Consider the following 22,816-nt stretch of genomic DNA (forward strand, 5'->3'; position numbering starts at 1 on the left):
ATACTAATTTAGCCCTTTTTCTTACTTATAATCTGTAATACATAAATATTTGAATAAGCAGCTTCCCTTACCTATTCATCAAATTGATGATGCCACATTAGAAAACTTTTACGGCGATAATAATCTTTTATTGCTCGATTCTTTACGCAAAAATTCATCTGAATTAAAACAACAGTTTTTCTATATTTGGGGAAATAAAGGTTCTGGAAAAACTCATCTGCTTAGAGCATTCAGTAACGAATATTTAATCAATCAACGTACTGCTATTTATGTACCGCTCAGCAAATCTCAATATTTTTCTACCGCAGTTCTTGAAAATCTAGAACTGCAAGAATTAGTGTGTCTAGATGATATACAAACCGTGATCGGCAATGATGAATGGGAATTAGCTATTTTTGATCTATTCAATCGAATTAAAGCGAGCGGAAAAACGCTTTTGCTTATTAGTTCAGATAAATCGCCTTCCGCACTTTCTGTAAAATTGCCTGATTTGAACTCTCGCTTGACTTGGGGTGAAATTTATCAATTAAATTCCCTAACTGACGAGCAAAAAATTAGTGTACTGCAGCATAATGCTTATCAACGAGGAATTCAATTAGCCGATGAGACGGCTAATTTTTTACTTACACGACTAGCTCGAGACATGCATACATTATTTGAAGCACTTGATCTACTAGATAAAGCCTCATTACAAGCACAACGAAATCTTACGATTCCTTTCGTCAAAGAAATTTTGAATCTCTAACAAAAAAGGCGCTAATGCGCCTTTTTAATCATCCACCTGATAATTTAACGGTAAACCCTTTTTGCTCTAACAATTGCTTGAGCAAATCACGCTTTTCACCTTGAATCTCAATTATTCCATTTTTAACTGAACCACCACATCCACAACGTTTTTTTAATTCAGCCGCTAATTTTTTCAATTCCTCATCAGATAAATCTAAACCAGTTATAACGGATACGCCCGCACCTTTTCTACCACTCGTTTGTTTTTGGATACGTACCACACCGTCTCCTTTTGGGCGAACTACAGAAGCCTTTTCCTCTTTAATTCGCCCCACATCTGTTGAATACACTAAAACAGAATTTGACATCATAATTACCCAATAGATGCATTAATAGAACGAAGAACCGCTGCAGGATTATCGGCTTTAGTAATAGGACGCCCTATCACTAAATAATCGGAACCAGCACGAATCGCAGCTGTAGGCGTCATCACACGTCGTTGATCACCAAAATCAGCTCCAATTGGACGAATCCCTGGGGTCACTAATTTAAAGTCTTCTCCACAAGGGTTACGTAAAATTTCAACTTCTTGCGGAGAGCAAACCACACCATCCAAACCTGCACGTTGGGTTAAATGAGCTAAGCGTAAAACTTGTTCCATTGGCGATGCATTAATCCCAATTTGTAATAAATCCAAATCTTCCATACTGGTTAATACCGTTACAGCAATAAGCAATGGCGCATCTTTCCCATAAGGTTCAAGAATTCTCTTAGCTTCTTCCATCATTCGTAGCCCACCGCTTGCATGCAAATCTACCATCCATACACCCAAATCAGCTGCAGATCTGACCGCTCTTGCTACAGTATTTGGAATATCATGATATTTAAGATCTAAGAAAACATCAAAATTACGTTGATGTAATTGTTTTACAAAATTAATACCAAGTGTAGTAAACATTTCTTTACCCACTTTTAATCGACACAAACTCGGATCAATTTGATCAACTAAAGCAAGAGCCTCTGCTTCTTTCTCATAATCCAATGCCACAATAATTTTGCTTGTCATAATGTTACCTCGCTGAGTATCAATTAATTATGTTCTTGACTTGAAACTGGTTTAATACTTTCCCATTGACGGCAAGATGGGCAATTCCACAATAGCTTATGGATTTGATAACCACAATTTGTACAACGATAAGCTGATGTTTGCTTAATTCTTTCACCAACCATTTTATGTAATAAAATTAGACTTTCTTTTCCCCGCCCGTCTTCTGCATCATCAATTTGATACTGCATAAAACGATGGAAAATTAAAGTACTTGGCTTTTTCGTGAGTTGCTGATAAAGCTTAGCCTGAGCAGCAGACTTACCATCTTTTTCTTCAATTAATTTAACCAAAGCTAGCTCTACTTCATCATTATTAGTAATTTGGCCAGCACGAATTAAGAATAACTCAAAGCTATCTAACTGATTTAATTCTTCATAACAATGTTTTAAAGGTGACAAAATTTCACCCGTATAATCTGGATTTTGCTCCAAAACATGTTCTAGTATTTTTGCAGCTTGTTGATATTGACTTTCAAGCATTTCTAAATTTGCAAGTAATAAAGAAGCGCGAACACAAGTAGGAGAAACCAACAAAGCTTTTTGTAAAACACCGCGTTTTTCAACCGCACTTTCAGGCTCTAAACTTTGTGAATATTCACAATAACACTGGGCAAGTTCAATATTATTCTCTTGTGGTTTTATTTTAGCGAGTTTTTCAGCAATATTAACTGCTTTTTTCCATTCTTTAGTTTTTTGATAAATTACTAAAAGTTGCTGTAAAGCATTTTCTGCAAATTCAGGTTCATCCACTAGTAAAATATAAAGATTCTCAGCGCGGTCAAAAAAACCAACCACCATAAAATCTCTAGCAAGCTGTTGCTTTGCGAGTAATTTTTGCTCAAATGTATAATTAGGACTAAGGTCTAAAGCTTGGTGAATACGTAATGCACGATCAACTTCGCCTCTAGAGCGGAATAGATTGCCAAGTGTAAGCTCAGCTTCAAATTGGGAGTGGCTTTCGATTTCATTTTCGGTTTCTTGCTTCTGGAGCATGTCCAAAAACAAATCTACAGCTTTATCGGTTTGATTGGAAAGTAAGAAGTTTACTCCCGTAACATAATCTCGGGAGAGTTTATTACTAATGTCATCTTGATCTTTCTTTGCACTACGCTGCCCCATGTACCAACCATAGGCTGCAGCGATAGGCAATAGTAGAAAGAGTAATTCTAGCATCAGGCGACCTTATCGCGCACAGTAGTCAATTCGTTGATTTGTAAAGTTTGACGCTTAACTTGACGAGCCAATGCCATATTTTTAAGTTTTAACTTAAGATAGAAAAAAGCGGTGATTAACCAGCCAAGAATTAAACCTAATCCAAATAAAATAGCAACAAGACTTGATAGTTGGAGCTGGCTTTCCGCCACAATATAATTAAATGTAATAACTTGATCGTTATTTGCTCCAACGGTAATTGCAACCAACACGATAGCGATAAAAATCACAATCCCTAAAATATATTTAATCATAACATTTCCTTAAAATATGGCTTTTCTAAATAATGGCAAAGGTTGTAGTTTAAAAGGCATATTCGTGCATTTTAATTTTATTAATAAATATCTACACGCTCTTTTAATTCTTTACCTGCTTTAAAGTGCGGTACAGATTTAGCTTCTAATTTAACAGAATCACCCGTTTTTGGATTACGCCCTAAACGAGGATTACGATAATGCAGTGAAAAACTTCCAAATCCTCTCAACTCAACACGATCGCCATTTTCAAGAGATTGAGAAATAAACTCCAAAATATCTTTTACCATATTTTCGATTTCTTTTACGGGTAAAGTCGGATGTTTCGCTAATAATTTTTCTATAAGTTCTGACTTAGTCATCGTCTTCTCTCCCTTAATATTATTCAAATTAAGATTTATTGCTAATACATTATTTCAATATATTAGCAATAAGCCCTAAAAATAAGGCTGGACATGAGCCCAGCCTTATGACGTGAATTAATTATTCACCTTTAGCTGCTTTAAATGCTTCAGCCATTGCGTTTGGAATAGCTACTTCTTCTTGTTTGTTATTCACATTTGCAACTGCAGCAGCTTCTTCAGCTTGATCTTTTGCTTTCACTGATAAGTGAACGATACGAGATTTACGATCTACACCAGTGTATTTAGCTTCAACTACATCACCTGCAGCAACTTCATTTGTTAAATCAGCTGCGCGGATATAACCTTCAACGCCGCCCGCTAATTCAACTTTAGCACCTTTTGCATCTGCTTCAACTACTGTTGCAGATACTACAGCGCCTTTTTTATTGATTGCTACGAAGTTATTGAATGGATCTTCTTCAAGTTGTTTGATACCTAAAGAGATACGCTCTTTCACTGCATCAACAGCTAATACTACTGCAGAAACTTCGTCACCTTTTTTGTAGTTACGAACTGCTTCTTCACCTGATACATTCCAAGAAATATCAGATAAGTGAACTAAACCATCGATACCACCTTCAAGACCGATGAAGATACCGAAATCAGTGATAGACTTGATTTTACCAGTTACTTTATCGCCTTTATTGTGAGTTTCAGCAAATTGAGTCCATGGGTTAGCTTTACATTGTTTTAAGCCTAAAGAAATACGACGACGTTCTTCATCAATTTCTAATACCATTACTTCAACAGTATCGCCTAAGCTAACAACTTTAGATGGGTGGATATTTTTGTTAGTCCAATCCATTTCAGAAACGTGAACTAAACCTTCAACGCCATCTAAGATCTCAACAAAACAACCATAGTCTGTTAAGTTAGTTACTTTACCAGTTAATTTGCTGTTTACTGGGTGATTTTCAGCAATTGCAGCCCATGGATCTTGACCTAATTGTTTTAAGCCTAAAGATACACGAGTACGATCTTTATCAAATTTTAATACTTTAACAGTAACTTCGTCGCCAACATTCACGATTTCGCTTGGATGTTTAACACGTTTCCAAGCCATATCGGTGATATGTAATAAACCGTCAACACCACCAAGATCAACGAATGCACCGTACTCAGTTAAGTTTTTAACGATACCTTTAACTTCTGAACCTTCAACAAGATTTTCTAATACTTGTTCACGTTCTTGGCTATTTTCAGATTCAATCACTGCACGACGAGAAACAACAACGTTGTTACGTTTTTGATCTAATTTGATTACTTTGAATTCTAATTCTTTACCAAGTAAGTGATCTGCTTCACGCGCTGGACGAGTATCAACTAAAGAACCTGGTAAGAATGCACGAACACCGTTTAACTCAACTGTGAAGCCACCTTTCACTTTGCCGTTGATTAAACCGATAACGGTCGCTTTTTCTTCGTAAGCTTTTTCTAATTCAATCCAAGATTCGTGACGAACAGCTTTCTCACGAGAAAGTTTAGTTTCACCGAAACCATCTTCAACTGCATCTAATGCAACATTTACAGTATCGCCAACTTGGATTTCAAGTTCGCCTTGTGCATTTAAGAATTCAGCAACTGGGATTGCAGACTCAGATTTTAAACCTGCATCAACAAGCACAAAGCCTTTTTGGATAGCTACTACAGTACCGCTAACGATTGAACCTTGACGAGTTTCAAGGCCTTTTAATGATTCTTCAAAAAGTTGAGCAAAAGATTCTGACATATAAATAATCTTCTTAATTTAAGTTAATAACATCCACATTAAAATCCATAAAATGCGGGGTTGAGGATAAATGCTTATTCTTCCTTGAACAAACAGTTAAATAGAAACTGACACCTTTTCTTGAATATAAGCTAACGCCTGATCAATAACTTCATCAATACTCAACGTTGTGCTATCCAATAATAAAGCATCATCAGCCGGTTTTAGAGGCGCAACCTCTCGATTTCTATCACGAAAATCACGCTCTTTTATCTCGGCTAAAATCTGCTCAAAGTTACCATTTATTCCTTTATTTTGCAACTGTTTATAGCGTCTTTTTGCACGTTCTTCAGCACTCGCATCTAAAAATAACTTCACTTGAGCATTTGGGAATACAACAGTCCCCATATCTCTACCATCAGCAATTAATCCATCATTTTTCGCAAAATCTTGCTGAAGTTGTAACAAAGCTGACCGCACTTGGGGAAACACAGCTACTTTAGATGCAGCATCAGCGACTTCTTGAGTGCGAATTAAATGGCTTACATTCATGCCAGCAAGCAAAATATTTACCTCGCCATTTTGAAGAATAAATTGAATATCTAAGTGACGAGCTAATTCAGCTAGTGCCGATTCATTTGTTAAATCAGTTTTACGTTGTAATGCCGCCAATGCTGTAACGCGATAAATTGCTCCACTATCCAATAACGCATAACCTAGCTTTTCTGCCAAAGCGTAACAAAGCGTGCCTTTCCCAGCACCGCTGGGCCCATCAACGGTAATAATCGTTCCCATATAACTTATCCTTTACTTATCACAATTTGACATATTATAGAGATAAACACTCTATTTCGCTATTACCACCTTTCAAACTTAACTCAAGATCCACTAACAAAGAGTAAAAAAATAACAAACGCGTACCTATAAGCTTTTTTAGTTAAGGAGCTAACCCACTTATCCCCTACCTTTTAAAATTAATTTTTTTCATTTTTTTGTGGCTTTATATTAATTTTAATAAAAAACCATTGAGTTTTACAAAACATAATAAGATAATGCGAATCTTTCTCAAAAAAACAATAAGGATATGTAATGAAGAAAGTTATTAAATTAAATTTAATCACACTCTGCTTAATCAATACCCTAAGTGTTTCTATCGTTGATGCCAAAGCTGAAGAAACATTAGATCAAATTGATGTAGTAGAAAAGAATGTCGCCAACGATAAAAAACCTTTTACGGAAGCAAAAGCAAAAAGCACCCGAGAGCATATTTTTAAAGAAACCCAGACTATCGATCAAGTCATTCGAAGTATCCCTGGTGCATTTACTCAACAAGATAAAGGCTCTGGCGTAGTTTCTGTGAATATTCGTGGTGAAAATGGGTTAGGTCGTGTCAATACAATGGTCGATGGGGTTACACAAACCTTTTATTCCACCTCAATGGATTCAGGACAATCTGGTGGTAGCTCTCAATTTGGTGCAGCGATAGATCCCAATTTTATTGCTGGTGTCGATGTCAATAAAAGTAATTTTTCTGGTTCCAATGGTATAAATACCTTGTCTGGGAGTGCTAATTTTAGAACATTAGGCGTTAATGATGTTATTACTGATGACAAACCATTTGGGCTCATCGTAAAAGGAATGACGGGGAGCAATGCCACTAAATCGAATTTTATGACAATGGCTGCAGGCAGAAAATGGCTTGATAATGGTGGTTATGTCGGTGTGGTATATGGCTACAGTCAACGTGAGGTGTCTCAAGATTATCGTATTGGTGGAGGAGAACGATTAGCATCATTAGGGCAGGATATTTTAGAGAAAGAAAAAGAAGCTTATTTTCGTAATGCGGGTTATGTTTTAAATCCTGCAGGGCAATGGACTCCTGATTTAAACAAAAATCATTGGTCTTGTAATGCTCAAAATCCCAAATTTAATGGAAATACAGAAAAAACAACAAGCTCTAGTCCTTTAACTGGAGATACAGAAACAAGATGGACTGATGAAAACTGTGTTTTCCATAGTGAGAAATCCAATATATACGATGATCCTATTGAAAAAGAAGAAACTACAGACAAGATTTATGAAGATCAAGTAAGAAAAAAAATACTTAAAGATATAGATGATGGTAAGCCTTTAAAAGATATACCAGAACTACAAGCAGACATAAAGAAAACTGATGACTCCTTTGACGAAAATAAAGATCAATATAGTGTTGCACCAATTGAACCTGGTAGTTTGCAATCTCACTCACGTAGCCATTTATTAAAATTTGAATATGGCGATGATAACCATACCTTAGGTGCACAAATACGTACCCTTGATAATAAAATTGGTTCTCGAAAAATCGAAAATCGTAATTATCAATTAAATTATAATTTTAATAATAATCGCTATCTTGATCTAAATCTAATGGTAGCACATAACTTAGGTAAAACCATTTATCCTAAGGGTGGATTTTTTGCTAGCTGGCAAGTGGCAGATAAACTTATCACTAAAAATGTCGCAAATATTGTTGATATAAATAACAGCTATACCTTCTTATTGCCAAAAGAAATCGATTTAAAAACCACATTAGGTTTTAACTATTTTACCAATGAATACAGTAAAAACCGTTTTCCAGAAGAATTAAGTTTGTTTTATGATGATGCTTCACATGATCAAGGCTTATTTTCATACAGTAAAAAAGGGCGATATTCTGGCACACGAGGTTCATTACCACAACGTTCAGTAATCTTACAACCTTCCGGTAAACAAAAATTTAAAACTGTTTATTTTGATACCGCACTTTCTAAAGGAATTTACCATTTAGACTATAGTGTCAATTTTACCCATTATGCATTTAACGGTGAGTATGTAGGTTACGAAAATACACCAACACAAATTAATGAACCGATTTTGCATAAATCAGGGCATAAAAAGGCATTCAATCATTCCGCAACATTAAGTGTAGAGCTAAGCGATTATTTTATGCCATTTTTCACTTATTCGCGCACACACAGAATGCCAAATATTCAAGAGATGTTTTTCTCTCAAGTGTCTGATGCGGGGGTGAATACCGCATTGAAACCTGAACGTGCAGAAACTTATCAACTTGGTTTTAATACCTATAAAAAAGGTGTTTTTACAAAAGAAGATATATTAGGAGTTAAGGTTGTTGGCTATCGTAGTTTTATTAAAAACTATATCCACAATGTATATGGAGATTGGTCACAAGGTGGTGTTCTTCCTGAGTGGGCAAGACTCAATCTTTTTCGTCTGACGATTGCTCATCAAAATTATCAATCAATAGTGAAAAAAAGCGGAGCTGAGTTAGAGCTCAATTATGATATGGGATCTTTCTTTGCTAACTTATCCTATGCTTATCAACGCACAAATCAGCCGACCAATTATGCCGATGCCAGCCCACGTCCGAATAATGCTTCAAAAGAAGAAATTTTGAAACAAGGTTATGGTTTATCACGTATCACTATGTTACCAAAGGACTACGGTAGATTAGAGCTTGGCACACGCTGGTTTGATCAAAAATTAACTCTTGGTATCGCGGCCCGTTACTATGGAAAAAGTAAGCGTGCTACAACTCAAGAAGAATACATCAATGGCTCTCGCTATGAAAAAAATACTGCGAGCGACAGAATTTATTATGCTATTAAAGAGACAGAAGAGATCAAAAAACAACCGATTATCTTAGATTTACACGTCAGCTATGAACCAATCAAAGATTTGATTATTAAAGCGGAAGTACAAAATCTGTTAGATAAACGTTATGTTGATCCGCTAGATGCTGGAAATGATGCTGCTTCACAGCGCTATTATTCAAGCTTAAATGATTCAATTTGTAGTAAAAATAATACTTGTGAAGATGGAGGAAAAGATAAATCTGTACTTTATAACTTTGCACGTGGAAGAACTTATATTCTGAGTTTAAATTATAAATTCTAATTGGCTCATATAAAAAGGCATAGCTAATAAGCTATGCCTTTTTAAATAATGTTTATGATTCAATTTTAGAATTTATTATCTTATTAAAAGATTATTACTACAGTCTATCAATCATCCCCAACACTAATGCCGAAGACTGTTTTGCGGCCAACGGTAAGAACTCTTCAAAGGACATACTTGCTTCACCATCTCCTCCATCAGAAATTGCTCGAACTACCACAAAAGGCACATTAAAAGCATAACAAACTTGAGCAATCGAAGTGGCTTCCATTTCAACACCTGCCACATTCGGGAAATCTGCTTTTATTTGTGCAATTTTGTCTTCACTATTAATAAAACTATCTCCAGAGCAAATTAAACCACGTTTTACTGATTGTCCTTGCTTTTCTGCGATTTCTTGAGCGAGGTCAGCCAGTTTTTGGTCCGATAAAAATGCTGCGGGATTAGCTGGCAACTGCCCTTTTTCATAGCCAAAAGCTGTCACATCCGCATCGTGGTAGCGTGTCTCATCAGAAATTACAATATCCCCCACTTTCAAGCCTTTTGCTACCCCACCCGCAGAACCAGTATTGATCACAAAATCTGGCTTGGCTAATTGCAACAATGCCGTCGTGCCAATTGCAGCGGCCACTTTTCCAATACCTGATTGCAATAATGCAACATCTTTACCATTAATTTTGCCTTCAAAAATTACCGCACTTGCTACTCGAGTTTCAGTTCTCTCTGCCATTAAATTTTTTAAAATTTCTACTTCTTGCGCCATTGCGCCAACAATTCCAATTTTCATCACTTTTGTTCCTGTTCTATTTTATTTACCAAAAAATCTAACACCGCCACGCTATAATCATCGTTATAAAGCGTGCTCGCCGTGAGTACATATTTTCCCCCAATGACAACGTAAGGATAGGTAAAAACACCATATTCTTCCGTCAATTCAATCGCATCTTGAATTTGTTCTTTTACTCTTTCTGAATTTTCAGTTTGAATAAATAACTGCTTATCTAGCCCTTGTTCTTCCGCCCATTGTTGAATTTTATTTGTCGCAGACAACTCTGCATAACGAGATTTTTCTGAAGTTTCAAATAATAAAACATTAGATAATTCACCCGCACTTAGTGCTTGCAAGGTATAAAAAATACGTGCGCTAAACTGACTATCCGCAGTTGCAATAGGATATTGTTCCAACGCAACTTTATTTGTACGCATTTGACTATAAAGCTCCAAAATATCTTGCGCTGATGAACATACGCGGCAATCGTAATCAAAAAAGAATTGAATACGTATTTTTTTATCCGCTCTAGGCGCTTGTTCAATAGGCTCTTGATAAGAAAAATAATCTCGGCCATCTTCAAAATGCATAACATCAGAAGATGGTAAGTGCGGTGGATTTTGAGTAGAAAATTCTTTTTGATTTACTTCAGCTAGAGCCGATGATGTAAACCCAAATAAACCTAATACCAATAATCCATAAAATTTCAAAATATTACTCATCAATCGCTTCAATATATTCCACTAAAAGCTGTACATTTCGGTTACCACGAAACTCATTAACATCCAATTTATATGCAAATCTTGCCTGTTTAATTGAAAGATCAGGATACAATCTTGTGTCAATATTAAACGCAACGGCATCTAATAAAGGCCCGCCTTGTTTTGGCTCCACTAACATTTTGAGATGGTTTTGATTTTGCCCAATTGCACGTTGGTCTAAAATTTTAAATTCGCCATCAAAACAAGGCTCTGGGAAAGCTTGTCCCCAAGGGCCTGCTGATTTTATCAGTTCTGCCGTTTCAAGATTAAATTCATTTGAATTTAATTCGCCATCGGTCCAGATTACACCTTGCAAATGTTCTTCATCAAGCCAATCGACAACGGTTTGATTAAAAATATGTTGGAAATCGTCAAAATGTTCTTCTCGGAGGCTTAATCCCGCAGCCATCGCATGGCCACCAAATTTTAAAATCATATTAGGATGTTGCGAATGAATACGCTCTAAAACATCACGCATATGCAAACCTTCGATAGAACGAGCAGAGCCTTTCAAAACTCCCTCACCATCTTTCGCAAAGGCAATCACAGGACGGTGATATTGCTCCTTAATCCGAGATGACACAATACCCAACACACCTTGATGCCAATCTGGTTGATAAAGTGTAATCCCCGAAGGTAACTCTTTAAAAAGTGCGGTGAGATTTTGGCAAATTTCTAGCGCCTCAAGCTTCATTCCAGCTTCAATTTCTTTACGCATTTGGTTGAGTTGGTCAAGTTCTAACGCTAATTCTCGGGCTTTTAGCATATTGTCCGCCAGTAAAAGCTCTACCCCAATCGACATATTGTCTAAGCGCCCCGCTGCATTTAAACGAGGTCCGATACAAAAACCGAGATCACTTGAAGTAAACTGTTCAACATTGCGGTTGGCCACTTCAGCCAACGCAATAATACCAGGACGACAACGCCGTGCACGAATCCGCATTAAACCTTGATAAGCAAGGATACGATTATTTTGATCTAAAGGCACAACATCCGCGACAGTACCCAATGCCACTAAATCGAGCAAGTCAGTAAAATTAGGTTGTGTTTCTGCAGTAAAAATACCGAGTTCACGAAATTTTGCTCGTAAAGCTAACATCAAATAAAACGCAACACCAACGCCCGCTAGGGATTTTGAAGGAAAACCACACTGACTTAAATTAGGATTAACAATGGCATCAGCTGGCGGCAAAGTTTCGGGAGGTAAATGATGATCTGTCACTAAAACACGGACACATTTCTCTTTCAAAAATGCAATGCCTTCAAAAGATGAAACACCATTATCCACCGTCATTAACAGCTGAACGCCCTTTTCAATAGCCATTTCAGCCACTGGAATACTCAAACCATAACCTTGTTCAAATCGATTTGGTACAAGATAATCCACGTCAGCAAAACCAAGTTGTCTTAAAGCCAGCACACTCAATGCTGTGCTAGTTGCACCATCAGCATCAAAATCCCCAACAATCACTATTTTTTGCTGTTGTTGGTAAGCTTCCACTAATAAATTTACAGCCTGCTCAATACCATATAGCTGATTTGGATTCAGCATTGATTTTAAAGTGCGGTCTAATTCTTCGGTGTTTTGAATATGGCGTGCGCGATAAAGGCGATCTAATAACGGATGGTTTGAAACAGAATTTCCAATTGGAATTTCACGGCGTTTGATAAGTTTTTTCACGGTGTATTTTATTTTAATTTATCACATTCAAAGGGCATACAAGATATGCCCTTATAAATATGAATATCGCTAAAATTATTTTGTTGTTTCTTCAAGTGCGCTCAATAAATCAGCTGGTTTTAAATAACCGCCAATAAGCTCACCAGTTGAGGTAACAATACTTGGTGTGCCATTTACGCCAAATTGTGCGCCTAATTCATAATGTTTTTTCACAACATTTGGGATTTTAACTTCTTTTGGTAAATTGCCTTTTTCTGCTTCATTTAAAGCAAAAACAGGATCTTTTGCCGTCCAAATCGCTTCCATTTGTTTTGCAGTTTGGTTATTCATGCCCGCACGAGGGAAAGCTAAATAACGCACGGTAATACCAAGATCGTTATATTCTTTTAATTGCTGATGTAATAAATGGCAATAATGGCAAGTAATATCCATAAATACCGTCACAACATGCTTTTCATTTTTAGCGGGATAAACAATCATCTCGTTTTTATAAGAATTAAGTTTATCCACTAAAATTTTACCCGCCACATCAACAGGACCATTATTTGTAAGTTCGTAAAGTTTACCTTGGAAAGCATATTTTCCATCGTCCGTCACATAAAGTACGCCTTGATCTGTTACGGCAGTTTTGATACCTGAAATTGGCGAGGATTTTACATCAATATTTGATGCGCCAAGAGACTGTAATTTGCTTTTAATTGTGGCATCGTTTGCCATTGCATTGGCCGCAGCCACGCATAAAAGTGCGGTAAAAATTTTCTTCATTTTTTGTTCCTAAATTAGCTTGAGTAAGAAAGTCTGAAATTATAGAGAGATTGCTAATTTCTGCAAGGTCAAACTATCCAAAAATCAGAAAATAGCATATAATTCCACACTTTATCACACAGTGAATTTATTATGTTTGAAATCAATCCTGTAAAAAATAAAATCACCGACTTATCCGACCGCACTTCGGTGCTTCGGGGGTATCTTTGACTTCGATGCCAAAGTTGAGCGTTTAGAAGAAGTCAATGCGGAATTAGAACAGCCAGATGTTTGGAATGATCCAGATAAAGCCCAAGCGCTTGGTAAAGAACGCGTTTCTTTAGAACAAGTTGTAAATACCATCAAAAATTTAGAACAAGGCTTAGAAGATGTTGATGGGTTGTTAGAACTCGCCATCGAAGCAGAAGACGAAGACACCTTCAATGAAGCGGTAGCTGAATTAGATGAACTCGAACAACAACTCGAAAAATTAGAGTTCCGTCGAATGTTTAGTGGTGAACATGATGCTTGCGATTGCTATGTGGACTTACAAGCAGGTTCTGGCGGTACGGAAGCTCAAGATTGGACAGAAATGTTGCTCCGTATGTATCTCCGTTGGGCTGAAAACAAAGGTTTTAAAACAGAACTTATGGAAGTATCTGATGGTGATGTAGCAGGATTGAAATCGGCAACGATTAAAGTGAGTGGTGAATATGCCTTTGGTTGGTTACGAACAGAAACGGGGATTCATCGTTTAGTGCGTAAAAGTCCATTTGATTCCAATAACCGTCGTCACACATCATTCAGCGCAGCATTTGTCTACCCTGAAATTGATGATGATATTGATATTGAAATCAATCCTGCTGATTTACGTATTGATGTTTATCGTGCATCAGGGGCTGGTGGTCAGCATGTAAACAAAACAGAAAGTGCGGTGCGAATTACCCATATGCCAAGTGGTATTGTGGTGCAATGTCAAAACGACCGTTCACAGCACAAGAACAAAGATCAAGCGATGAAACAATTAAAAGCGAAATTGTATGAGCTTGAATTACAGAAGAAAAATGCGGATAAACAAGCAATGGAAGATAATAAATCCGACATTGGTTGGGGAAGCCAAATTCGCTCTTATGTATTAGACGATTCACGTATTAAAGATTTACGTACTGGCGTAGAAAACCGTAATACGCAAGCCGTATTAGACGGTGATTTAGATCGATTTATTGAAGCAAGTTTAAAAGCTGGTCTTTAATCATGATTTGCAGGATAAGTAAAGACGCGTTACTTATCCCATCATAAGAAATAACCCAAAAGCGCGGTTATTTTTGAAGGTATTTTTAAAGTTAAAATTAAAGGTAAACAACATGTCAGAACAAGAAGTTAAAGAATTAGATCTCAATGGCGAAATGCTCGTTCGTCGTGAAAAATTAGCCGCATTGCGTGCAAAAGGTAATGCCTTTCCAAATAAGTTTCGTCGTGATGCTCTCGCACAAGATTTGCACAATCAATATGATGCAGAAGACGGTGAAATCTTAAAAGAGAAAGGCATTGAAGTACAAGTTGCTGGCCGTATTATGACTCGCCGTGCAATGGGTAAGGCAACATTTATCACCATTCAAGATATGAGCGGTAAAATCCAGCTTTATGTTGCACGCGATAATTTGCCTGAAGGCGTTTATAAAGATGACGTTGGTACTTGGGATTTAGGTGACATCGTTGGCGTTAAAGGCACTTTATTTAAAACAAAAACAGATGAACTCACCGTTAAAACCACCGAAGTTCAACTTTTAACTAAAGCTCTTCGCCCATTACCAGATAAATTCCATGGCTTAACCGACCAAGAAGTTCGCTATCGCCAACGTTATTTAGATTTAATTTCTAACGAAGAATCTCGCCGCACTTTTATTATTCGTTCTAAAGTTGTCGCGGGTATTCGTGAATATTTCATTTCTAAAGACTTTATGGAAGTTGAAACGCCAATGTTACAAGTGATTCCAGGCGGTGCATCTGCGCGTCCTTTCGTGACCCATCACAATGCATTAGATGTGGATATGTATTTACGTATCGCACCTGAACTTTATTTAAAACGCTTAGTAGTGGGTGGATTTGAACGAGTATTTGAATTAAACCGCAACTTCCGTAATGAAGGGGTTTCTGTTCGTCATAATCCAGAATTTACCATGCTTGAATACTACCAAGCGTATGCGGACTACCATGATTTAATGGATAACACCGAAGAACTTCTTCGTAAATTAGCGATTGATATTCTTGGTACCACTATTGTGAAATACGGCGAATACGAATTTGATTTTGGTAAACCATTCGAACGTATTACGCTACACGATGCAACCATTAAATATGGTGCAGACAAAGGTATCGTAAAAGAAGATTTATATGACTTTGATCGTGCAAAAGCTACGGCGGAACGCTTAGGTATTGAAGTACAAAAATCTTGGGGTTTAGGCAGCATTGTGAACGCAATTTTTGAAGAAGTGGCTGAACATCACCTAATTCAACCAACCTTCTTAATGGCTCACCCTGCGGAAATTTCGCCACTTGCACGTCGTAATGATGAAAACCCAGATGTTACAGATCGTTTTGAACTCTTTATCGGTGGTCGTGAAATCGGTAATGGTTTCTCAGAATTAAATGATGCGGAAGATCAAAATGAACGTTTTGATGCACAAGTCGCTGCGAAAGAAGCGGGCGATGATGAAGCGATGTTTAAAGATGAAGACTTTGTTGTTGCATTAGAGCACGGTTTACCACCAACTGCTGGTGAAGGTTTAGGTATCGACCGCCTAGCTATGCTTTATGCAAATGCACCATCAATTCGTGATGTTATCTTATTCCCTGCAATGCGTCAGAAATAATAAAGATACAAACAAAAGCCACCATTTGGTGGCTTTTTATCGAAACATGAAAAAGGGAGATAACGCTCCCCTTATTTTTTAATGATTAACCATTAATAAATTTTTCACCTAATTCAATATCTGCACGTAAAGTTGGCAACATATTTTCTAAGGCTTGTTGTTCAAAATTGCTTAATGGACCAATTGGTAAAATTTCTTCTACGCCTTCTTTGCCTAAACGAACTGGTTGAGAGAAGAAACGAGCATATTTGCCGTCACCTTCAACATAAGTACATTCAACAACTGTCTCGCCACTCAATCCTTTCACTAAAGAACGAGCAAAACGTGCTGCAGCTTGCGCCATTGAAAGCGTTGCAGAACCACCACCCGCTTTTGCATTGACCACTTCTGTTCCTGCATTTTGGATACGTTTTGTTAATGGTTCGATTTCATCTTCATTCCATTCAGCATATTGAACTTGAGAAAGTAATGGAAGAATAGTCACACCTGAGTGACCACCAATAACAGGAACGCTCGTACGAGAAACATTTAAACCTTTTAATTCAGCCACAAAGGTTTCAGAACGTAACACGTCTAAAGTTGTCACGCCAAATAATTTACGTTTGTCGTAAACACCTGCTTTTTTCAATACTTCAGCCGCAATCGCAACGGTAGTATTTACTGGGTTAGTTATAATACCAACGCACGCTTTCGGGCAAGTAACCGCGACTTTTTCAATTAAACCACGAACAATGCCTGCATTAATGTTAAATAAATCAGAGCGGTCCATACCAGGTTTACGCGCAACACCAGCAGAAATTAATACAACATCCGCACCTTCAAGTGCTGGTGTTGGATCTTCACCAGAAAAACCTTTCACATTCACTGCGGTTGGAATATGGCTCACATCCACTGCAACACCTGGGGTAACAGGGGCAATATCATATAATGCTAAATCTGAACCAGCAGGCAACTGAAGTTTTAGTAATAACGCTAATGCTTGACCAATACCGCCTGCGGCGCCTAATACTGCAACTTTCATAAATACTCCTTATGTGTTAGTTAATTTAAGATGACCTGATTTTAAAATTTTCATCTCACAATTACAAACAGAGAAATATCATTCTATGATCTAGTTCACATTTCTGAGGTAATTTTTTCCTTCTCTTTGCTTTTATTCACATTCAAGTTGATGAAAATGAATTTTTATGCAATTCTTATGCAAATTTTTGACTATTGAAAAATAAAAATGACTGACAATTTAACTCGCGCTTTTAAAGAATTACTCAATCAAGAACGCTTTGGCTCTCAAAGTGAGATTGTCGATGCCTTAAAAAAACAAGGCTTTACAGGCATAAATCAATCAAAAATATCCAGAATGCTTACCAAATTTGGCGCTGTTCGTACCCGTAATACCAAAATGGAAATGGTCTATTGTTTACCAGGTGAATTAAGTGTTCCTAATACCAGTAGCCCATTAAAAAATCTTGTATTAGACGTTGATTACAATGATATGTTAATTGTCATTAAGACTTCTCCAGGTGCGGCACAACTTATCGCTCGCTTGCTCGATTCAATCGGAAAATCAGAAGGCATTTTAGGTACTATCGCAGGCGATGACACAATTTTTATCACACCAACACGTGACACAAAAATTGTCGATTTACTCAAAAATGTTCAACGTTTATTTGAAAACGCGTTGTAATGAATATTTTATTAACTGGAGGCACGGGACTTATTGGGAAAGCACTTGTAGAACAACTCTGCTTACGCAATGAACAAGTGACGATCTTAACGCGCTCAAATACGCCGTACACTATCTCAAAGCAAAAAAATATCAAATTTATTACCGCACTTTCAGAACTCGATTTACAAGAACAGTTTGATGCCATCATCAATCTTGCTGGCGAGCCGATTTTTCATAAAGCTTGGACGACAAAGCAAAAATCTATTTTACGAAAAAGTCGTTTAAACCTTACCACTCAACTAGTTGAATTCATTAATCAATATCAGCAATACCCTATTTTTATTTCAGGTTCAGCGACTGGAATTTACGGAGATCAAGACGAACAAAAAATTACCGAAACAAGCAAAACAGCAAAAACCTTCACCGCACAATTATGTCAAGATTGGGAAAATATTGCGCGACAAGCTGATGCACGAGTTTGTTTGATTCGAACAGGCATGGTCTTTTCTAAAAAAGGGGGCGCACTTACTCAAATGTTGCCTTTATACAAATGGGGACTTGGCGGAAAACTGGGCAACGGAGAGCAATATTTTCCCTGGATTGCTTTGGAAGATATGGTAAATGGCATTTTATTTTTACTCGATCATTCAGAGTGCCAAGGATCATTTAACTTCACCGCCCCGAATCCCATAAAACAGCATAAATTTAACCGCACTTTGGCTCGAATATTAAAGCGCCCTGCCTTTGCAATCATTCCAAAATGGATATTACATTTCATTCTTGGCGAACGAGCGAATCTATTACTAGAAAGCCAAAATGTTGTGCCTGAAAAATTACTCAACGCAGGATTCCAATTTAAATATTCTGATTGCGAAACATATCTAGAAGACATCCTAAAAAACAAATAAAAAATCACCGCACTTTTTCAATGCGGTGATTTTTATCGGACTAAATATCTCGCCTTATCACAATTTATTGTTCATTATAAATTTCAAGATTAGATGCTTGTTTTTCGCGTTTTTTCTTTGCACTATCGCTCCGTTGACTTGCGATTTTGTCCAAATATTCTGGCGTAATGTCACCTGTAATATATTCACCTGTGAATACTGAACAATCAAAACCTTGAATAGCCGGATTTTCTAATTGAACTGATTCGGTAAGTGCGGTCAAATCTTGGAAAATTAATTTATCTACGCCAATCAAATGCGCAATTTCATCAACATTTCGACCGTAAGCGATCAGTTCATCACGGCTCGGCATATCAATACCATATACATTAGGATAACGAATTTCTGGAGCAGCAGAGGCAAAGTAAATTTTCTTCGCACCAGCTGAGCGAGCCATTTCAACAATTTGCTCAGAGGTTGTGCCGCGAACAATAGAATCGTCCACCAATAAAACGTTTTTATCTTTAAATTCAGCTTTAATGGTATTCAATTTGCGACGAACAGAACTAATACGCTGTGCTTGTCCTGGCATAATAAACGTACGACCAACATAGCGATTTTTCACAAATCCTTGGCGGTAAGGTTTCCCTAGTACGCGGGCAATTTGTAACGCAATATCTGTGGAGGTTTCAGGAACGGGAATCACCACATCAATATTATCAATTTCATCCGCCCATTCTTTTGCAATTTTTTGTCCGAGTTTTTCGCCCATGTGAACACGTGCAGCATAAACAGAGACGCCATCAATTGTTGAATCTGGGCGTGCAAAATAAACATACTCAAAAATACAAGGATTTAGCACCGCACTTTCGGCGCATTGCTGCGAATAAAGCTCACCATCAAACGTCACATAAACGGCTTCACCCGGGGCAATATCGCGAACAAAGTCAAAACCAACAATATCTAAAGCTACTGTTTCAGAGGCAAACATATAATCAGTTTTGCCATTTTCTTCGCGTTTACCCAACACCAAGGGACGAATACCAAAAGGATCACGAAACGCAACCATGCCATGCCCAATAATCATCGCTAAACAAGCATAAGCACCACAAACATCGTTGTGAGTTTGACGAACAGCATTAAAAATATCTTTTGGATCAAGTTTCTCTTGAGGAATGTGATCAAGGTGATTTGCAAGAATATTTAGAAGAAGTTCGGAATCTGAATTGGTGTTTACATGACGGCGGGCACTTTTAAAGACCTTTTCTTTTAACTCCACTGAGTTGGTTAAATTGCCGTTATGCACCAAAGTGACACCATAGGGAGAATTCACATAAAAAGGCTGCGCCTCTGAGACGCTAGAACTCCCCGCTGTAGGATAGCGAACATGCCCCAACCCAGCATTTCCTTGCAACCGTAGCATATGCTCTTGATGGAACACATCACTCACTAAACCGTTAGCTTTGCGTAAGCGGAAACGATTTTCATCATCAACCGTCACGATTCCCGCAGCATCTTGCCCACGATGTTGCAAAAGAGTTAATGCTGCATAAATAGATTCATTAACCGGACTTTGGCTAACAATACCGACAATACCACACATTTTGTGTTCCTTATTGATTAAGCGTTGGATTTAAAAAACTTGAACTAGCCTGAAGTTGTTGAAAGAACCATTCAATAATAAAACCAAAGTGCGGTATTAATTGAGATTCTTTCCACCAATCAGTTTGTTCAAAATTGGTGAAGGTATCCATGAAAAATAATAACGCAGCGACAATCAGTGCACCGCGCACTAAACCAAAAATCGCACCTAACACACGATCGGTGCCACTTAAACCCGTCTTATCTACTAATTGACTAATCACATAATTTACTATGGCGCCCACGATTAAAGTCAGTACAAATAAAATCCCGATTGCGGTTCCATTACGAATATACATTGATTCTATTTGCGTAAGATAAGCGGCAAGATCAGGATAGAACTGACTTGCTACAATAAATGCCACAACCCAGCTACCGAGTGAAAGCACTTCGCGCACAAAACCGCGTAATAAACTGACAAGAATGGAAAAAGCGATAATGCCAATAATAATGTAATCGATCATTAAAAAATCTCTCAATGAAAAACGGCCGTTTAAAACGACCGAGGTATTCTACAAAAATAAAGCCAAAAAGAAAACGTTTGCGTAAACTAAATTTCCTGCCAAAAAGCTCGTTCAAATTTGCTTTGAGCTTTCTTTAAGACTTCTGCTAAATGTTGGTATGTCGGTTGATCTTGCACAAAAGGCAAGGGTTCATGTAGTTGTTTTAAGCGTTCGCAAATATCATAAAACCATACCGCACTTTGATTTTCTAATGGCGAATTCGCACGCTTACCAAGCCAATAAAGACCTTGAAAAGGGATAAGCAAGGCAAAAAATGCGGTTAAAATTGCAATAGAAAATGCCATCAAATCATTTTTTGCATAAATCTGTTGCCACACCACTGCAAATACAGCAACAAAGGGCATGAATTTTTGTGCAAAATTCGTGGCTTTCATGATACGGTTTTCTGGGAAGATAATGCCTAACTTAGCCTCCTGTGGCCAAGTATTAAGATAAATTTGTCCCTGTTTTAAAATGGAAAAAAATGCCATAAAAACACCTTTAAAAAAACAACCGCACTTATCATACCCCAGTTTGCCTGAAATTGTCACCTTACTGAAAAAGTTTAATTTTTCAAAAAGTTCCATAAATCATTGCCTTTTTATGCTGGGATGAATTTATTTTGTTTATCAAAAGGTGTATCCTATGCCAGATTTTTTCAGTCCATCAGCAAGGTGGATTTCCATTAACTTTAATCAAATATAGGGTTCCCATGTCAAAACTTGTTCTTATCCTTAACTGTGGTAGTTCTTCACTAAAATTTGCAATTCTTGATCCTGCAACAGGTGAAGAAAAATTATCCGGCTTAGCGGAAGCATTTTTCTTACCAGAAGCGCGTATCAAATGGAAACTCAATGGTGAGAAAGGTAACGCAGATTTAGGCGCAGGCGCAGCGCATACTGAAGCGCTTAACTTTATCGCGTCTAATATCATGACAGATGAGCTTAAAAACTCTATCGCGGCAATTGGTCACCGTATCGTACATGGTGGTGAAAAATACACCCAATCTGTTATCGTAACTGATGAAGTCGTTAAAGGTATTGAAGATGCTGCACAATTTGCACCACTTCACAATCCAGCACACTTAATCGGTATTCGCGAAGCATTCAACGCATTCCCGCACTTAAAAGATAAAAACGTGGTAGTTTTTGATACGGCATTCCACCAAACTATGCCTGAAGAAGCATTCCTTTATGCCCTTCCATACTCTTTATATAAAGAACATGGCGTTCGTCGCTACGGTGCACACGGTACTAGCCACTACTTCGTTTCTCGTGAAGTCGCTGAATATGTAGATAAACCTGCAGACCAAGTCAATACGATTATTTGTCACTTAGGTAATGGTGGTTCTGTTTCTGTTGTGCGTAACGGTAAATGTATCGATACATCAATGGGCTTAACCCCGTTAGAAGGTTTAGTCATGGGCACTCGTTGTGGTGATATCGACCCTGCAATCGTATTCTACCTATACAAAACTTTAGGTATGTCTATGGAACAAATCGAAGAGACTTTAGTGAAAAAATCTGGTCTTTTAGGTTTAACTGAAGTAACAAGCGACTGCCGTTATGCTGAAGATAACTACGATGACGCATCTAAACCAGAAGCAAAACGCGCTTTAGACGTATACAGCTATCGTTTAGCGAAATACATCGGTGCTTATATGGCTGTATTAGGTGATGATCATTTAGATGCGATTGCTTTCACTGGTGGTATTGGTGAGAACTCAGCACACGTTCGTGAATTAGCATTAAATCACTTAAAATTATTTGGTATTAAAGTAGATAACGAACGCAATCTAGCGGCACGTTTCGGTAAAGATGGCGTAATCACCACTGATGATTCCGCATTTAAAGCGATTGTTCTTCCAACTAACGAAGAATTAGTTATCGCACAAGATACCGCTAAACTTTGTTTCTAATTTAACAACAAGCTGCCGAATTTTTC

22 protein-coding genes are annotated in these 22,816 nt (G+C 37.5%); 7 read left to right on the top strand and 15 right to left on the bottom strand.

The window, feature by feature from the left end; genetic code table 11:
- The first annotated feature begins 49 nt into the window (after positions 1–49).
- Positions 50–745, top strand: a complete 696-nt coding sequence (gene hda, locus AC6H22_RS04370) for a DnaA regulatory inactivator Hda (protein WP_497515421.1) — start codon at positions 50–52, stop codon at positions 743–745.
- Positions 746–773: 28 nt separating this feature from the next.
- Here hda and yciH read toward each other — a convergent pair whose 3' ends face one another.
- The 7 genes from yciH to cmk all read right to left on the bottom strand — a co-directional run bounded on the left by yciH (position 774) and on the right by cmk (position 6,206).
- The gene (yciH, locus tag AC6H22_RS04375) at positions 774–1,094 is read right to left on the bottom strand and encodes a stress response translation initiation inhibitor YciH (protein WP_118782413.1); all 321 of its coding nucleotides are present in this window, start codon (positions 1,092–1,094) and stop codon (positions 774–776) included.
- 5 nt (positions 1,095–1,099) lie between these two features.
- Complete coding sequence (gene pyrF / locus AC6H22_RS04380) at positions 1,100–1,792, bottom strand: orotidine-5'-phosphate decarboxylase (protein WP_497515423.1); 693 nt, start codon at positions 1,790–1,792, stop codon at positions 1,100–1,102.
- Between the two features lie 23 nt (positions 1,793–1,815).
- Positions 1,816–3,006, bottom strand: coding sequence for a lipopolysaccharide assembly protein LapB (gene lapB, locus AC6H22_RS04385; RefSeq protein ID WP_497515424.1), 1,191 nt, complete (start codon positions 3,004–3,006; stop codon positions 1,816–1,818).
- Entirely contained in the window at positions 3,006–3,299 is a 294-nt protein-coding gene (locus AC6H22_RS04390; RefSeq protein WP_053465343.1) for a LapA family protein, read from the bottom strand. The genes lapB and AC6H22_RS04390 overlap by 1 nt, the downstream gene beginning before the upstream one ends.
- Before the next feature lie 80 nt (positions 3,300–3,379).
- Positions 3,380–3,679 (bottom strand): integration host factor subunit beta, encoded by a 300-nt coding sequence (locus tag AC6H22_RS04395; protein WP_474509137.1) that lies wholly within the window; start codon positions 3,677–3,679, stop codon positions 3,380–3,382.
- A gap of 103 nt (positions 3,680–3,782) precedes the next feature.
- Positions 3,783–5,432, bottom strand: coding sequence for a 30S ribosomal protein S1 (rpsA, locus tag AC6H22_RS04400; protein WP_005630739.1), 1,650 nt, complete (start codon positions 5,430–5,432; stop codon positions 3,783–3,785).
- A 96-nt stretch (positions 5,433–5,528) separates the two neighbouring features.
- Positions 5,529–6,206: a (d)CMP kinase gene (gene cmk, locus AC6H22_RS04405; RefSeq protein WP_049374308.1), complete on the bottom strand. Its 678-nt coding sequence runs from the start codon at positions 6,204–6,206 to the stop codon at positions 5,529–5,531.
- 294 nt (positions 6,207–6,500) lie between these two features.
- Here cmk and AC6H22_RS04410 point away from each other — a divergent pair, with 294 nt between their 5' ends.
- Entirely contained in the window at positions 6,501–9,347 is a 2,847-nt protein-coding gene (locus AC6H22_RS04410) for a TonB-dependent receptor domain-containing protein (RefSeq protein ID WP_497515425.1), read from the top strand.
- A 97-nt stretch (positions 9,348–9,444) separates the two neighbouring features.
- On the opposite strand, the gene AC6H22_RS04415 is transcribed toward AC6H22_RS04410, so the two are convergent.
- From AC6H22_RS04415 to dsbC, 4 genes are all read right to left on the bottom strand, one after another.
- Positions 9,445–10,134 carry a 5'-methylthioadenosine/adenosylhomocysteine nucleosidase gene (locus tag AC6H22_RS04415; protein WP_497515426.1) on the bottom strand — a complete coding sequence of 230 codons (690 nt, stop codon included), beginning with the start codon at positions 10,132–10,134 and terminating at the stop codon, positions 9,445–9,447.
- Entirely contained in the window at positions 10,134–10,838 is a 705-nt protein-coding gene (locus AC6H22_RS04420) for a thiol:disulfide interchange protein DsbA/DsbL (RefSeq protein WP_497515427.1), read from the bottom strand. Before AC6H22_RS04420 ends, AC6H22_RS04415 begins: the two co-directional genes overlap by 1 nt.
- Positions 10,831–12,558 (bottom strand): single-stranded-DNA-specific exonuclease RecJ, encoded by a 1,728-nt coding sequence (gene recJ / locus AC6H22_RS04425; protein ID WP_497515428.1) that lies wholly within the window; start codon positions 12,556–12,558, stop codon positions 10,831–10,833. The genes AC6H22_RS04420 and recJ overlap by 8 nt, the downstream gene beginning before the upstream one ends.
- A 75-nt stretch (positions 12,559–12,633) precedes the next feature.
- On the bottom strand, positions 12,634–13,323 hold the full coding sequence (gene dsbC, locus AC6H22_RS04430; RefSeq protein ID WP_497515429.1) for a bifunctional protein-disulfide isomerase/oxidoreductase DsbC: 690 nt from the start codon (positions 13,321–13,323) through the stop codon (positions 12,634–12,636).
- A 132-nt stretch (positions 13,324–13,455) separates the two neighbouring features.
- On the opposite strand from dsbC, the gene prfB reads away from it, so the two are divergent.
- A protein-coding gene (prfB, locus tag AC6H22_RS04435) for a peptide chain release factor 2 (RefSeq protein WP_497515430.1) occupies positions 13,456–14,554 on the top strand; the annotation gives its coding sequence in 2 pieces (ribosomal slippage) (positions 13,456–13,530 and positions 13,532–14,554; 1,098 coding nt in all).
- A gap of 112 nt (positions 14,555–14,666) precedes the next feature.
- Complete coding sequence (gene lysS, locus AC6H22_RS04440; RefSeq protein WP_497515431.1) at positions 14,667–16,175, top strand: lysine--tRNA ligase; 1,509 nt, start codon at positions 14,667–14,669, stop codon at positions 16,173–16,175.
- Positions 16,176–16,260: 85 nt separating this feature from the next.
- On the opposite strand, the gene mdh is transcribed toward lysS, so the two are convergent.
- Positions 16,261–17,196, bottom strand: a complete 936-nt coding sequence (mdh, locus tag AC6H22_RS04445) for a malate dehydrogenase (RefSeq protein ID WP_005634845.1) — start codon at positions 17,194–17,196, stop codon at positions 16,261–16,263.
- 207 nt (positions 17,197–17,403) lie between these two features.
- On the opposite strand from mdh, the gene argR reads away from it, so the two are divergent.
- Together argR and AC6H22_RS04455 are read left to right on the top strand one after the other, a co-directional pair.
- Positions 17,404–17,859, top strand: coding sequence for a transcriptional regulator ArgR (argR, locus tag AC6H22_RS04450; protein ID WP_497515432.1), 456 nt, complete (start codon positions 17,404–17,406; stop codon positions 17,857–17,859).
- Complete coding sequence (locus tag AC6H22_RS04455; protein ID WP_497515433.1) at positions 17,859–18,749, top strand: TIGR01777 family oxidoreductase; 891 nt, start codon at positions 17,859–17,861, stop codon at positions 18,747–18,749. Before argR ends, AC6H22_RS04455 begins: the two co-directional genes overlap by 1 nt.
- A gap of 64 nt (positions 18,750–18,813) precedes the next feature.
- On the opposite strand, the gene purF is transcribed toward AC6H22_RS04455, so the two are convergent.
- From purF to yfbV, 3 genes are all read right to left on the bottom strand, one after another.
- On the bottom strand, positions 18,814–20,331 hold the full coding sequence (gene purF, locus AC6H22_RS04460) for an amidophosphoribosyltransferase (RefSeq protein ID WP_497515434.1): 1,518 nt from the start codon (positions 20,329–20,331) through the stop codon (positions 18,814–18,816).
- A 10-nt stretch (positions 20,332–20,341) separates the two neighbouring features.
- Positions 20,342–20,833 (bottom strand): CvpA family protein, encoded by a 492-nt coding sequence (locus AC6H22_RS04465; protein WP_497515435.1) that lies wholly within the window; start codon positions 20,831–20,833, stop codon positions 20,342–20,344.
- Positions 20,834–20,919: 86 nt separating this feature from the next.
- Positions 20,920–21,363: a terminus macrodomain insulation protein YfbV gene (yfbV, locus tag AC6H22_RS04470; RefSeq protein WP_497515436.1), complete on the bottom strand. Its 444-nt coding sequence runs from the start codon at positions 21,361–21,363 to the stop codon at positions 20,920–20,922.
- A gap of 221 nt (positions 21,364–21,584) precedes the next feature.
- Between yfbV and AC6H22_RS04475 the strand changes: the two genes are divergently transcribed.
- Positions 21,585–22,790, top strand: coding sequence for an acetate kinase (locus AC6H22_RS04475; protein ID WP_497515437.1), 1,206 nt, complete (start codon positions 21,585–21,587; stop codon positions 22,788–22,790).
- The last annotated feature ends 26 nt before the right edge of the window (positions 22,791–22,816 follow it).

The organism is Haemophilus sp. THUN1690 (assembly GCF_059704375.1).